Source organism: Stutzerimonas azotifigens (genome assembly GCF_013522725.1).
GTDB classification, from domain to species: Bacteria; Pseudomonadota; Gammaproteobacteria; order Pseudomonadales; family Pseudomonadaceae; genus Stutzerimonas; species Stutzerimonas azotifigens_A.
Map to the genome: position 1 here is coordinate 1 of NZ_JAAMRF010000014.1, position 13,818 is coordinate 13,818.

Annotated in this window: 12 protein-coding genes; 7 read left to right on the forward strand and 5 right to left on the reverse strand. The window is 59.6% G+C overall.

All coding sequences use genetic code 11. The features are described from left to right. From G7026_RS22710 to dnaA, 5 genes are all read right to left on the reverse strand, one after another. Positions 1-133, reverse strand: a 133-nt coding sequence (locus G7026_RS22710; protein WP_258190402.1) for a hypothetical protein, incomplete at its 3' end; no start/stop codon positions are given. Between the two features lie 190 nt (positions 134-323). Then, complete coding sequence (gyrB, locus tag G7026_RS21460) at positions 324-2,741, reverse strand: DNA topoisomerase (ATP-hydrolyzing) subunit B (RefSeq protein ID WP_181073097.1); 2,418 nt, start codon at positions 2,739-2,741, stop codon at positions 324-326. Next, positions 2,738-3,850, reverse strand: coding sequence for a DNA replication/repair protein RecF (recF, locus tag G7026_RS21465; RefSeq protein ID WP_181073098.1), 1,113 nt, complete (start codon positions 3,848-3,850; stop codon positions 2,738-2,740). Before recF ends, gyrB begins: the two co-directional genes overlap by 4 nt. 11 nt (positions 3,851-3,861) lie before the next feature. Further along, positions 3,862-4,965 carry a DNA polymerase III subunit beta gene (dnaN, locus tag G7026_RS21470; protein ID WP_181073099.1) on the reverse strand — a complete coding sequence of 368 codons (1,104 nt, stop codon included), beginning with the start codon at positions 4,963-4,965 and terminating at the stop codon, positions 3,862-3,864. Positions 4,966-5,000: 35 nt separating this feature from the next. After that, positions 5,001-6,461, reverse strand: coding sequence for a chromosomal replication initiator protein DnaA (gene dnaA / locus G7026_RS21475; RefSeq protein WP_181073100.1), 1,461 nt, complete (start codon positions 6,459-6,461; stop codon positions 5,001-5,003). A 490-nt stretch (positions 6,462-6,951) separates the two neighbouring features. On the opposite strand from dnaA, the gene rpmH reads away from it, so the two are divergent. From rpmH to rsmG, 7 genes are all read left to right on the forward strand, one after another. Beyond that, entirely contained in the window at positions 6,952-7,086 is a 135-nt protein-coding gene (gene rpmH, locus G7026_RS21480; RefSeq protein ID WP_003246698.1) for a 50S ribosomal protein L34, read from the forward strand. 17 nt (positions 7,087-7,103) lie between these two features. Next, the gene (rnpA, locus tag G7026_RS21485; protein ID WP_181073101.1) at positions 7,104-7,499 is read left to right on the forward strand and encodes a ribonuclease P protein component; all 396 of its coding nucleotides are present in this window, start codon (positions 7,104-7,106) and stop codon (positions 7,497-7,499) included. Further along, on the forward strand, positions 7,492-7,737 hold the full coding sequence (gene yidD, locus G7026_RS21490; protein ID WP_181073102.1) for a membrane protein insertion efficiency factor YidD: 246 nt from the start codon (positions 7,492-7,494) through the stop codon (positions 7,735-7,737). Before rnpA ends, yidD begins: the two co-directional genes overlap by 8 nt. Before the next feature lie 2 nt (positions 7,738-7,739). Further along, positions 7,740-9,407 (forward strand): membrane protein insertase YidC, encoded by a 1,668-nt coding sequence (gene yidC, locus G7026_RS21495; RefSeq protein WP_181073103.1) that lies wholly within the window; start codon positions 7,740-7,742, stop codon positions 9,405-9,407. Between the two features lie 64 nt (positions 9,408-9,471). Beyond that, positions 9,472-10,839 (forward strand): tRNA uridine-5-carboxymethylaminomethyl(34) synthesis GTPase MnmE, encoded by a 1,368-nt coding sequence (gene mnmE, locus G7026_RS21500; RefSeq protein ID WP_181073104.1) that lies wholly within the window; start codon positions 9,472-9,474, stop codon positions 10,837-10,839. Between the two features lie 437 nt (positions 10,840-11,276). After that, positions 11,277-13,169: a tRNA uridine-5-carboxymethylaminomethyl(34) synthesis enzyme MnmG gene (gene mnmG, locus G7026_RS21505; protein ID WP_181073105.1), complete on the forward strand. Its 1,893-nt coding sequence runs from the start codon at positions 11,277-11,279 to the stop codon at positions 13,167-13,169. After that, the gene (rsmG, locus tag G7026_RS21510; protein WP_181073106.1) at positions 13,169-13,816 is read left to right on the forward strand and encodes a 16S rRNA (guanine(527)-N(7))-methyltransferase RsmG; all 648 of its coding nucleotides are present in this window, start codon (positions 13,169-13,171) and stop codon (positions 13,814-13,816) included. Before mnmG ends, rsmG begins: the two co-directional genes overlap by 1 nt. The last annotated feature ends 2 nt before the right edge of the window (positions 13,817-13,818 follow it).

Here is a 13,818-nt window from a genome sequence, read left to right on the forward strand (position 1 = left end):
CGACGATGTCTTCGAGCAGCCCGTGCAGCTCACGGGACTTGGCGCCGTCATCGAGGGAGGCGACGATCTCGAACGGCAGGCTGACCTTTTCCAGGTAGGCCTTCAACTGAGTTTTAAGATTGGCGTCGAGCATGTGTAAATCCCCAGGTGAATAATAGCTGTGCCCGGTTGGGCTTTAAGATGGGGATAACCTTAAACGAGAAAGGGCTATTCTCTAAATTGATAGAAATAGTCGCATTGATGCCCTGAGCCTATCGATCATGCCCTAAAGCAAAACCCCGGCCTACGCCGGGGTTTTGCTGAAAGCAGTCAGAACAACAGGATCAGAAGTCCAGGTTCGAAACTGCCAAGGCGTTGCTTTCGATGAAGTCGCGGCGTGGTTCAACCGCATCACCCATCAGCGTGTTGAAGATCTGGTCCGCTGCAATGGCGTCTTCGATCGTCACCCGCAACATGCGACGGACGCTCGGATCCATGGTGGTTTCCCACAGCTGGTCCGGGTTCATCTCGCCCAGCCCCTTGTAGCGCTGCACGCTGTGACGCTTGGTACCTTCGGTCATGAGCCAATCCAGCGCTTCCTTGAAGGTGGTCACCGCCTTCTTGCGCTCGCCGCGCTGTACATAGGCATCTTCTTCAAGCAGGCTGTTGAGCTTGTCGCCTAGAACCGTCACGGTGCGATAGTCATTACTGCCGAAGAAATCGCGGTTGAAGGTCACGTAGCTCGCCAGGCCGTGGGAAGTCATTTCGACCTCGGGTAGCCACAGGTGGCGCTCCTTGTCTTCACGCAGGCTGACGTTGTAAACCAGCCCGGACTTCTCCATGCTCTTCACCAGCGCGGTATAGCCTTCCAGCCAGCTGCGCATTGCGGCTTCGTCAGCAAGCTGCTCGACCGTGACTCGCGGCAGGTAGATGAAGTGCTCGGTCAGCTCGTGCGGATAGAGGCGCGACAGCCGATTGAGCGTCTTCATCACGGTGCGGTAATCGTTGACCAATCGCTCGAGCGCTTCGCCCGACAGCGCTGGCGCACCACTGGTGACATAGAGGCTGGCATCTTCCAAGGCCGACTGGGTCATGTATTCATCCATGGCCTCGTCGTCCTTGATGTACTGCTCCTGTTTGCCTCGCTTGACCTTGTACAGGGGCGGCTGTGCGATATACACATAGCCGCGCTCGATGAGCTCAGGCAGCTGACGGAAGAAGAAGGTCAGCAACAGGGTACGGATGTGGGAGCCGTCGACATCGGCGTCGGTCATGATGATGATGTTGTGGTAGCGCAGTTTGTCGATGTTGTATTCCTCACGCCCGATACCGCAGCCCAGGGCGGTGATCAGGGTGCCGACTTCTTGCGACGACAACATCTTGTCGAAACGGGCCTTCTCCACGTTGAGGATCTTGCCTTTGAGGGGCAGTATCGCCTGGGTCCTGCGGTTGCGGCCCTGCTTGGCAGAGCCGCCCGCGGAGTCACCCTCCACGATGTACAGTTCGGAGAGCGCTGGATCCTTCTCCTGACAGTCAGCCAATTTTCCAGGCAGACCGGCAATGTCCAGGGCGCCTTTGCGACGCGTCATCTCACGTGCCTTGCGCGCCGCTTCCCGCGCCCGCGCCGCGTCGATCATCTTGCCGACCACCGCCTTGGCTTCGTTCGGGTGCTCGAGCAGGAAGTCGGCAAAATGCTTACCCATTTCCTGTTCGACAGCCGTCTTGACCTCGGACGAAACGAGCTTGTCCTTGGTCTGGGAGCTGAACTTGGGATCTGGAACCTTGACCGAAATAATCGCAGTCAGACCTTCGCGCGCATCGTCGCCTGTGGTGGCGACTTTGAACTTCTTGGCCAGCCCTTCCTGCTCGATATAGCTGTTCAGGTTACGGGTCAATGCCGAGCGGAAGCCTGCCAGGTGGGTGCCGCCGTCGCGCTGAGGGATGTTGTTGGTGAAGCAGAGGATGTTCTCGTTGAAGCTGTCGTTCCACTGCAGCGCCACTTCCACACCCACTCCATCATCGCGTTGCATGCTGAAGTGGAAGACCTGATTGACCGCCGTCTTGTTGGTATTCAGGTATTCGACGAAAGCACGCAGGCCACCTTCATACTTGAACAGCTCTTCTTTGGCGCTGCGCTCATCACGCAAAACGATACCGACACCAGAGTTCAGGAACGACAGTTCGCGCAAGCGCTTGGCCAAGATATCCCAGCTGAAATGGATGTTCTGGAAGGTCTCAGCCGAAGGCTTGAAATGGATTTCGGTGCCCGACCCATCCGTCTCGCCAACGGGGGTAATAGGCGCTTGCGGCACGCCGTGACGGTAGGTCTGCTCCCAAACCTTGCCCTCGCGGCGGATGGTCATCTGCAGCTCTTCGGAGAGTGCGTTAACCACCGAAACACCCACGCCATGAAGGCCACCGGAGACCTTGTAGGAATTGTCGTCGAACTTACCGCCTGCGTGGAGGACGGTCATGATCACTTCCGCAGCCGAGACGCCCTCTTCCTTGTGGATGTCCACCGGAATCCCGCGGCCGTTATCGCGAACGGTAATGGACTCGTCCACGTGAATGGTGATGCTGATTTCGCTGCAGTGACCGGCCAGGGCCTCGTCGATGGAATTGTCGACGACCTCGAAGACCATATGGTGCAGTCCGGTACCGTCATCGGTGTCGCCGATGTACATACCGGGACGCTTGCGTACGGCGTCCAGCCCTTTGAGGACCTTGATGCTATTGGAGTCGTACGTGTGATTTTCGCTCATGCCTTCACTCCCGAGGGGTCCATGACCGGATGAATATGGCCATGTTCCACGTGAAACATCGAGACTGGAGTGTCGTTACCCCAGCCATCTTGCAATACGTTTGAATCTACGCAGGTAATGAAAACCTGGCATTCAAGCTGCTCTAGCAACTTGCACAACGCTGACCGATGCTGCTCATCCAACTCCGATGGCAGGTCATCGACCAGATATATACAGCGCCCGCGCTTGCGATCATTGACCAGATGGCCTTGGGCGATACGCAAAGCGCAGACGACTAGCTTCTGTTGCCCTCGGGACAAAATCTCGGCTGCGTTGTGACTACCGATTCGTAGCCTGAGATCCGCACGTTGCGGACCCGATTGCGTGTGCCCGAGCGCCCTATCCCTTTCGACCGAACCGGCGAGCACTTCGGCCAGTGATCGGTCTTTGTCCCAACCGCGGTAATAACTCAAGGTCAGTCCCTTGAGGTCGACCAGAGCGGCGAGCGTCTTTTCGAAAACCGGCTTCAATGCCTGAATATAAGCGCGGCGGTACTCGTCGATCTCCTCGCTGGCAGCACTCAGCTCACGGTTCCACGCGGCTTCGGACGCAGCGTCAAGTGTACCATGCCGCAACCATGAGTTCCTTTGCCTGAGGGCCAGATGGAGCCTCTGCCACGCCCCCAGGAAGCGATGTTCCACGTGGAACACACCCCAATCAAGAAACTGCCGCCTTAGCTTCGGCGCGCCTTCGAGTAATCGAAAGCTGTCGGGATTTATCAGCTGCAACGGCAAAGTATCAGCGAGTTCGGCCGCGCTGCGGATGTTCTGACCGTCTATTCGAATCCGCACGTCCCCGCTGCGCTCGCGCGCAACGCCCAGGGCAGCGCTCTGCCCATCAGCCAGATCGACCTGGCCAAAGACGGTACAGCTTGCTTGCTCGTGACTAATGACTGGGTTCAGGCGAAGGCTGCGAAACGAACGGGCCAACCCGAGAAGATGGATCGACTCGAGCAGGCTGGTTTTTCCGCTGCCGTTGTCGCCAAAGAGAATGTTGATACGAGGAGAAGGTGCGAGCGTCACCGGGTGCAAATTGCGCACCCCGGTGACGGTGACGCGGCTAAGCGACATTAAGCGAGGAGTTACAGACGCATCGGCATGACCACATACGCCGAATCGTCGTTATCGAACTCTTGAACCAGCGCACTGCTGTTGGAATCGGACAAGATCAGGCGTACCTGATCGGTCGTCATTACACCCAGTACATCCAACAGGTAGCTGACGTTGAAGCCGATTTCCAGTGCATCGCCGTTGTACTCCACGGCCACCTCTTCTTCAGCTTCTTCCTGCTCTGGGTTGTTCGCCTGGATCTTGAGAAGCCCGCTTTGCAACTGCAGGCGAATACCACGGTACTTTTCATTCGACAGAATCGCGGTGCGACTGAACGCTTCACGCAACAGCTGTCGATCACCAACCACTAGCTTGTCGCCACCACGCGGCAGGACGCGCTCGTAGTCCGGAAATTTGCCATCCACCAGCTTGGAGGTAAACGTGAACTCGCCGGTGGTGGCGCGGATGTGATGCTGGCCCAGGACGATGTTGACCTCGGCATCCTGATCGTTGAGCAAGCGCGCCAGCTCGAGAATACCCTTACGCGGTACGATCACCTGATGCCGATCGGCCTGTTCGATGCCGGCCTGCATGGAACACATCGCCAGACGGTGACCATCGGTGGCGACCGCGCGGAGCATGCCACTGGAGACTTCCAGCAACATCCCATTGAGATAGTAACGAACGTCCTGCTGCGCCATGGCGAAGCTGCTGCGCTCGATGAGCTTGCGCATGGTGCTCTGGGATACCGAGAAGTTCAGCGAGCCTGGGCCCTCTTCCACCGTTGGAAAGTCATTGGCAGGCAAGGTCGACAGGGTGAACCGGCTACGCCCGGACTTGACCAGCAGCTTCTGCTCGTCGAAGCGGATATCGATCAGCGCATCGCCCGGAAGGCTCTTGCAGATATCCATCAACTTTCGGGCCGGCACGGTGATTTCACCAGGCTCTGCCGCATCCTCGAGCGTGACTCGCCCAACCAGCTCGACCTCGAGGTCGGTACCGGTCAGCGACAGCTGCTGCCCCTGCACAGACAGCAGGACGTTGGACAGAACCGGCAGGGTCTGGCGTCGTTCGACGACGCCAGCAACCAACTGCAGGGGTTTCAACAAGGCTTCGCGCTGAATAGTGAAATGCATGGTCTGTCCCTTGCCTCTTGAATGGGTGCGCCTGGTCAGGTCGTCAAAGTACGCAACAGATTCTTGTAGTCTTCGCGGATATCCGCATCGGTCTCACGCAACTCGCCGATTTTACGGCATGCATGCAATACCGTGGTGTGGTCGCGTCCGCCAAACGCATCGCCTATCTCTGGCAGACTGTGGTTGGTCAGCTCCTTGGACAAGGCCATGGCCACCTGGCGGGGCCTGGCCACCGAACGCGAGCGACGCTTAGACAATAGATCGGAAATCTTGATCTTGTAGTACTCGGCGACCGTACGCTGGATATTGTCTACGCTGACGAGCTTGTCCTGCAGCGCCAGCAGATCCTTGAGCGACTCGCGAATCAACTCGATGGTGATGTCGCGCCCCATGAAGTGAGCATGAGCGATGACGCGCTTGAGCGCGCCCTCCAACTCACGCACGTTTGATCGGATCCGCTGAGCAATAAAGAATGCCGCGTCGTGCGGCAAATCGACTTTGGCCTGATCGGCCTTCTTCATCAGGATCGCCACGCGGGTTTCGAGCTCGGGCGGCTCGACCGCAACGGTCAAACCCCAGCCAAACCTCGATTTAAGGCGCTCTTCCAGGCCATCGATTTCCTTGGGGTAGCGATCACTGGTAAGGATGACCTGCTGCCCACCTTCAAGCAGGGCATTAAAGGTATGGAAGAATTCCTCCTGCGAGCGCTCTTTCTTGGCAAAAAACTGGATATCGTCGATCAGCAGCGCATCCACCGAGCGGTAGAAGCGCTTGAATTCGTTGATGGCATTGAGCTGAAGCGCCTTGACCATGTCAGCGACGAATCGCTCCGAGTGCAGGTAAACCACCTTGGCGTTGGGGTTCTTCTTCAACAGGTGGTTGCCGACGGCATGCATCAGGTGGGTCTTACCAAGGCCGACCCCACCATAAAGGAACAACGGGTTGTAGCCGTGCTTGGGATTGTCCGCCACCTGCCAGGCGGCAGCACGGGCAAGCTGGTTCGACTTGCCCTCGACGAAGTTTTCGAAGGTAAAGGTGCGATTCAGATAACTGGTGTGCTTGAGCGCACCCTCGACCTGAACCGTACGTTCGCTGCGCGCAAGCGGTGCTTCGACCGTATCGGAAGACGGTTGCGCAATGTCCGGAGCCGATAGCGGCTGCGCAGGCACCGGGGCGACCTTCGCTATCGCAGGCGCCACGGCCGCCTGAGCCCGGGCCGCCTGCGCAGATGGAAGGGCGCCTGCCGAGGTTCGCTTGCTACCGATCAGCAACGAGAGCGCCGGGACGATCCCGGTCGCGCGCTCGCTCAATAATTCCAGCAGTCGCGACAAGTACTTTTCGTTGACCCAATCAAGGACGAATCGATTAGGCGCGTAGACGCGCAGCTCATCGCCGTTGGCTTCAACCTGAAGAGGCCGGATCCAGGTGTTGAATTGCTGCGCTGGCAGCTCGTCGCGCAAAAGGTCTACGCACTGCTGCCAAAGTTCCACCGTCACGGAAGCTCCTATCGGGGCCGAAAAAAACAGTGGCCATTGTAGCTGGCGGCGGCCTGGTTATCCACAACTCAGACACCCAGCCGCCGAAGCTCGCTCCCTTTTTACCTACCGACGAACGCTGTTGATAACCGCGCTTCAAGGCTCTTGAAAAGCCTGTGCAGAACAAGCGCATAACCGTCGCTGTGGATAACACGCCATTCGATCCACAGCTTGCTCCCCGGATGTACACCGTCAGCACACCGCTAACCCGAGCGGTTATACATTCTGCCACGCCGCTCAACATACCGCCTCTAGGCGGTTATCCACAGAAACTCACCGCAGCATTTATAAACACTGATTCAGAAAAGCTTTAAATTCTTCTTATCTTATTCATGCAATGCGGTTTTCCTGCTGGTTGGAAATTGACCTGACCTTTGGGCTTCTCTACAATCGCCGGTCTCTTTGAGCGGGGGCCATTCCGGCCCGCAACAGAACATCCAGGTAACGCACCATGAAACGCACTTTCCAACCCAGCACCATCAAGCGCGCTCGCACCCACGGTTTCCGTGCCCGCATGGCCACCAAGAACGGCCGCGCCGTCCTGTCGCGTCGTCGCGCCAAGGGCCGTAAGCGCCTGACCGTCTGATTGACACGGCACAGGGAGTGAGTCGGGGCTTCGGCCGGGAAAAGCGTTTGCTGACCCCCCGCCAGTTCAAAGCAGTCTTCGACTCACCGTCCGGCAAGGTGCCGGGCAGGCAATTCCTCTTGCTAGCACGCCAGAACGAACTGGATTACCCAAGGCTTGGGCTGGTGATCGGCAAGAAAAGCGTCAAGCTATCGGTCGAGCGCAACCGTGCCAAACGGCAGATGCGCGAATCCTTCAGACACCATCAACACGATCTCGCCGGCTGGGATATCGTGATCGTGGCGCGCAAGGGACTCGGTGATTTGGACAACCCTGAGCTGGCACGTCAGCTGGGCAAAGCCTGGAACAGGCTCGGACGTCTCAAGCCCTCCCCCGAGGTCGCACAGCAAGCGGCCAAGCTTCCCCATGCGTAAACTGGCGCTCGCCTCGATCCAGGTTTATCGCTATGCCATCAGCCCCTTGATGGCCAGCCACTGTCGCTTCTACCCCAGCTGCTCCTGCTACGCCTACGAAGCCATCGAACACCATGGCCTCTTGCGAGGCGGTTGGTTGAGCCTGCGTAGGCTCGGTCGCTGTCATCCCTGGAATGCGGGCGGCTACGACCCGGTTCCCCCAAACACTTCTTCCAATTCTTCTTCGATGGCCGAGTAACCATGGATATCAAACGCTCGATCCTGCTTGTCGCCCTGGCAGTCGTCGCCTACCTGCTGGTGCTCCAGTGGAACCAGGACTACGGCCAGGCGCCGATGCCTGCTGAAACCGTCCAACGCCAGGCCCCTGCTGCCGCGCTGCCGGACACGCCGTCCGTCGCTGAAGGCAGTCACGACGACGTCCCAAGCGTCACCGGTAGCGAACCGGTCAGCGCCCTGCCCGCCGAACAGCCCAGCAATCAGCTGATTCGCGTACGTACCGACGTATTGGAACTGGCCATCGATCCGCGCGGCGGCGACATCGTCGAGCTGATGCTTCCGCAATATCCGCGCCGCCAGGACCGTCCTGACGTGCCCTTCCAGCTGTTCGAACGCAGCGGCGAGCGCACCTATGAAGCGCAGAGCGGCCTCATCGGTGATGGTCCTGACCAAGCCAGCGGTCGTCCGTTGTACCGCAGCGAGCGCAGCGAATATCAGATGAGCGAAGGCCAGAACGAACTGGTGGTCGACCTCAGCTACAGCGCCAACGGCGTCAACTACACCAAGCGCTTCAGCTTCACCCGTGGCGAGTACGACCTGGGCGTGAGCTACCTGATCGACAACCAGAGCGAGCAGCCCTGGACCGGCCATCTGTTTGCCCAGCTCAAGCGCGACAACAGCGGCGATCCTTCCTCGAGCACCGCGACAGGCACCGCGACCTACCTGGGCGCTGCGATGTGGACGGCCGACGAGCCCTATCGCAAGATTTCTCGCGGCAACATGGATGATAAGCGGGTCAAGGAAACCGTGCAGGGCGGCTGGATCGCCTGGCTGCAGCATTACTTCGTTACCGCCTGGGTTCCTGAGCCTGAAAGCACCAACGTGGTGCAGACCCGCAAGGATAGCCAGGGCAATTACATCATCGGTTTCACCGGTCCGGCGATCAGCGTTGCTCCCGGCACCCAGGGCGAAACCAGTGCCCGCCTGTATGCCGGCCCGAAGCTCCAGGACAAGCTCGAGGAGCTCTCCCCTGGCCTGCGTCTGACGGTCGACTACGGCATTCTCTGGTTCCTCGCCCAGCCGATTTTCTGGCTGCTCGAGAATATTCACGCCCTGCTCGGCAACTGGGGTTGGTCGATCATCGTACTGACCGTCATCATCAAGCTCGCCTTCTTCCCCCTTTCTGCGGCCAGCTATCGCTCGATGGCGCGTATGCGGGCGGTGTCGCCGAAGATGCAGGCGCTCAAAGAGCAGTACGGTGACGACCGCCAGAAGATGTCCCAGGCAATGATGGAGCTGTACAAGAAAGAGAAGATCAACCCGCTTGGGGGTTGCTTGCCGATCCTGGTGCAGATGCCGGTGTTCCTGGCGCTCTACTGGACGCTGCTGGAAAGCGTCGAGATGCGCCAGGCGCCCTGGATGTTCTGGATTACCGACCTGTCGATCAAGGATCCGTTCTTCATCCTGCCGATCATCATGGGCGCGACCATGTTCATCCAACAGCAACTCAACCCGACGCCGCCCGATCCGATGCAGGCAAGGGTGATGAAGCTGATGCCGATCATCTTCACCTTCTTCTTCCTTTGGTTCCCGGCGGGTCTGGTGCTGTACTGGGTGGTCAACAACATCCTGTCCATCGCACAGCAGTGGTACATTACCCGCAAGATCGAGGCGGCTGCCAAAACAGCCTGACCGTAGTGACTCGTGACGCAAACGCCCCTTGATTGGGGCGTTTTGCTATTTGCCCGGAGGCGCCATGACCCCTGTACAGGACACCATCGCTGCCATCGCTACCGCTCCTGGCCGAGGCGGCGTCGGTATCGTCCGCGTCTCTGGTGCACGCGCCAAGGCCGTGGCCATCACCCTCACCGGCCGCGAGCCGACACCCCGCCATGCCCATTACGGCCCCTTCCATGCCGATGACGGTGAAGTCATCGACGAGGGGCTGATGCTGTTCTTTCCCGGACCCCATTCGTTCACCGGGGAAGACGTTCTGGAGCTGCAGGGCCACGGCGGTCCGGTGGTCCTCGATCTGCTGCTGCGACGCTGCGTTGAACTCGGGGTACGGCTGGCCCGTCCCGGTGAGTTCAGTGAACGGGCCTTTCTCAACGACAAGCTCGACCTGGCACAGGCCGAGGCTATCGCCGACCTGATCGAAGCCAGCTCCGAGCAGGCGGCACGCAACGCCCTGCGTTCGCTTCAGGGAGACTTTTCGCGGCGGGTGAACCAGCTGACCGAGCAGCTGATCCAGCTGCGCATCTACGTCGAGGCGGCCATCGATTTTCCGGAGGAGGAGATCGATTTCCTCGCCGATGGCAAGGTCTTGCAGCTGCTCGAAGCGGTGCGTCAGGCCTTGGCCGAGGTACAGCGGGAAGCCGGGCAGGGCGCTCTGCTGCGCGAAGGCATGACGGTGGTAATTGCGGGACGACCCAATGCCGGTAAATCCAGCCTGCTCAACGCGCTGGCCGGACGCGAGGCGGCCATCGTCACGGACATCGCCGGCACCACGCGCGATGTGCTGCGCGAACATATCCACATCGACGGCATGCCGCTGCATGTCGTCGACACCGCCGGGCTGCGCGAGGCTCAGGATCAGGTCGAACGAATCGGCGTAGAGCGGGCTCTGAAAGCGATCGGGGAAGCGGACCGGGTGTTGTTGGTGGTGGATGCCACGGCGCCGGAGGCTGCCGATCCGTTCGCCCTCTGGCCGGAGTTTCTCCAGCAAAGACCGGCTCCCGAGCGGATAACCCTGATTCGCAACAAGGCCGACCTTTCCGGCGAACCGGTTCAGCTCGCTACCAGCGCGGATGGTCACGTCACCCTCAGCCTTTCGGCGCGCTCCTGTGCCGGACTGGAACTGTTACGCGACCACCTCAAAGCCTGCATGGGCTACCAGCAGACGGGAGAAGGCGGCTTCAGCGCCCGTCGGAGACACCTGGACGCGTTGCGCCAGGCACAGGACCACCTGGATCACGGTCATGCCCAGCTTACCCAGGCGGGCGCGGGCGAACTGCTAGCCGAAGACCTGCGCATGGCCCAGCAAGCGCTGGGTGAGATTACCGGAGCCTTCGGTTCCGACGACCTGCTGGGCCGCATCTTCTCGAGCTTCTGCATCGGCAAATAGCCGACCTGCAACCTCTTCGCTTCGACCGCCTCCGAACCAGGAGGCTTCCCCTACGTGCGGCCTGAAGCCTGTGGACAAACCTCCCTGTGCTCCTGGGATAACCCTTGGCTGAAGCATGGAATAAATCTGTCTGTGCATAAACACCTGTTTAATCCACAGGTGATCTGCAGCTAATCTACAGAGCCAACCCAGGCAACGCACAGACTCATACAGTGCTCGACGTGACGGATAACTAGGCCTATACGAGGTTATCCACAGAAAAGCGAGCCCTCATATACAATCACATAAATAAAGCTCTTATATTTCTTTTCTATCTTTCTATGCTTGACGTTAATCGCTAGCTGATCATTTTTTGCCCAAGAGTCTTCTTTCGCCTGGGCTAAAACCCTATACTTGCGCGTTTCCCAAAACCATCTGGAACAGGCACGAGGTGCGTGGTGGACTTCCCTTCCCGTTTTGACGTGATCGTCATCGGTGGCGGCCATGCCGGTACCGAAGCTGCGCTGGCGGCTGCACGCATGGGCGTGAAGACCCTGCTGCTGACGCACAATGTGGAAACCCTTGGCCAGATGAGCTGCAATCCCGCAATCGGCGGGATCGGCAAAAGCCATCTGGTCAAGGAAATCGACGCCCTTGGCGGCGCCATGGCCGAGGCGACCGACCGCGGCGGCATCCAGTTTCGTGTGCTCAACAGCCGCAAGGGTCCCGCCGTGCGCGCGACGCGTGCGCAGGCGGATCGCGTGCTGTACAAGGCGGCTATCCGCGAGACGCTGGAAAATCAGGCCAACCTGTGGATATTCCAGCAGGCTGCAGACGATCTGATCGTCGAACAGGATCAGGTCAAAGGCGTCGTCACCCAGATGGGGCTTCGTTTTCTTGCCGAGAACGTGGTGCTGACCACTGGGACTTTCCTCGGCGGACTTATCCACATCGGGCTGGAAAACTATTCCGGCGGCCGTGCCGGCGATCCGCCTTCGATCGCCCTGGCGCGGCGTTTGCGCGAGCTGCCGTTGCGGGTGGGTCGCCTGAAGACCGGCACGCCCCCGCGCATCGATGGCCGTAGCGTGGATTTTTCTCAAATGACTGAGCAGCCGGGCGATACGCCGTTGCCGGTGATGTCCTTCCTTGGCTCGCAACAGCAGCATCCACGTCAGGTCAGCTGCTGGATCACCCACACCAACAGCCGAACCCATGACATCATCTCAGCCAACCTCGATCGCTCGCCGATGTACTCCGGCGTGATCGAGGGCGTAGGCCCGCGTTACTGTCCGTCAATCGAGGACAAGATCCATCGCTTCGTCGACAAGGACAGCCACCAGGTGTTCATAGAGCCTGAAGGCCTGACCACCCATGAGCTGTACCCCAACGGTATCTCCACCTCGTTGCCGTTCGACGTGCAGTTGCAGATCGTCCGAAGCATTCGCGGCATGGAGAATGCCCACATCGTGCGGCCCGGCTATGCCATCGAGTACGACTACTTCGATCCGCGCGACCTGAAGTACAGCCTCGAGACCAAGGTGATCGGTGGGTTGTTCTTCGCCGGGCAGATCAACGGCACCACCGGTTACGAGGAAGCGGGCGCCCAAGGGCTGCTGGCCGGTGCCAATGCGGCGCTGCGTGCCAAGGGACAGGACAGCTGGCACCCGCGCCGTGACGAGGCCTACCTCGGTGTGCTGGTGGACGACCTGATCACGCTCGGCACTCAGGAACCCTACCGCATGTTCACTTCGCGTGCCGAATACCGGCTGATCCTTCGCGAGGACAACGCTGACTTGCGCTTGACCGAGAAAGGCCGTGAGCTCGGTCTGGTCGACGATGCCCGCTGGGCGGCTTTTTCGGCCAAACGCGAGGGCGTCGAACGTGAAGAACAGCGCCTCAAGAGCACCTGGGTTCGTCCTGGAACCGAGCAAGGTGACGCGATTGTCGCGCGTTTCGGTACACCGCTGACTCACGAGTACAACCTGCTCAACCTGCTCAGCCGACCGGAAATCGATTACCTTGGCCTGGCCGAGATTACCGGGCACGGAGGTGTCGACCCGCAGGTCGCCGAGCAGGTCGAGATCAAGACCAAATACGCCGGATACATCGAGCGTCAGCAGGATGAGATTGCGCGGCTGAGGGCCAGCGAGAATACCGTTCTGCCGCAGGATCTGGATTTCGCGACCATTTCCGGGTTGTCCAAGGAAATCCAGCACAAGCTCGCGGCAAGCCGCCCACAGACATTGGGACAGGCTTCGCGTATACCAGGCGTGACCACGGCTGCGATTTCGCTGCTGCTGATTCACCTGAAGAAGCGCGGCGCCGGCCGTCAGCTGGAGCAGAGCGCCTGATGCAAGTCGTTAGCGATCGACATGCCGAGGAATTGCGCGCCGGCGCCGAGCAGCTGCGCATCGAGCTGAGCGACGCGCAGCAGCGACGACTGCTTGGCTACCTCGCGCTACTGGTCAAATGGAACAAGGCCTACAACCTGACTGCGGTGCGAGACCCGGACGAGATGGTTTCTCGGCATCTGCTCGACAGCCTGAGCGTCGTCCCTCACGTCGCGCCATTGGGTGACAGCTGGCTGGATGTGGGAAGCGGTGGCGGTATGCCCGGCATTCCGCTGGCGATCCTATTTCCGGAGCGGCGGTTCACCCTGCTTGACTCAAACGGCAAGAAGACCCGCTTTCTCACCCAGGTCAAACTCGAACTCGGGCTCGATAATCTGGAAGTTATCCACAGTCGGGTCGAAGCCTATTCACCACCCCAGCCCTTTTCCGGCATCTGCTCGCGAGCGTTCAGCTCGTTGCAGGATTTCGCCAACTGGACCCGTCACCTGGGTAACCAGGGCACCCGCTGGCTGGCGATGAAAGGCGTACAGCCTGATGACGAGCTTCAAGCGCTACCGGCGGACTTCCGTCTCGAACGCTGCGAGTTGCTGCGGGTTCCCGGTTGCCAAGGACAGCGCCATCTGCTGATACTGCGGCGCATTTCATGACC

What these genes read in the sequence shown, in the direction of transcription:
- gyrB (WP_181073097.1), bottom strand. Translation starts at nt 2,741, where the DNA reads ATGAGCGAAAATCACACGTACGACTCCAATAGCATCAAGGTCCTCAAA.
- recF (WP_181073098.1), bottom strand. Translation starts at nt 3,850, where the DNA reads ATGTCGCTTAGCCGCGTCACCGTCACCGGGGTGCGCAATTTGCACCCG.
- dnaN (WP_181073099.1), bottom strand. Translation starts at nt 4,965, where the DNA reads ATGCATTTCACTATTCAGCGCGAAGCCTTGTTGAAACCCCTGCAGTTG.
- rpmH (WP_003246698.1), top strand. Translation starts at nt 6,952, where the DNA reads ATGAAACGCACTTTCCAACCCAGCACCATCAAGCGCGCTCGCACCCAC.
- yidD (WP_181073102.1), top strand. Translation starts at nt 7,492, where the DNA reads ATGCGTAAACTGGCGCTCGCCTCGATCCAGGTTTATCGCTATGCCATC.
- yidC (WP_181073103.1), top strand. Translation starts at nt 7,740, where the DNA reads ATGGATATCAAACGCTCGATCCTGCTTGTCGCCCTGGCAGTCGTCGCC.
- mnmE (WP_181073104.1), top strand. Translation starts at nt 9,472, where the DNA reads ATGACCCCTGTACAGGACACCATCGCTGCCATCGCTACCGCTCCTGGC.
- rsmG (WP_181073106.1), top strand. Translation starts at nt 13,169, where the DNA reads ATGCAAGTCGTTAGCGATCGACATGCCGAGGAATTGCGCGCCGGCGCC.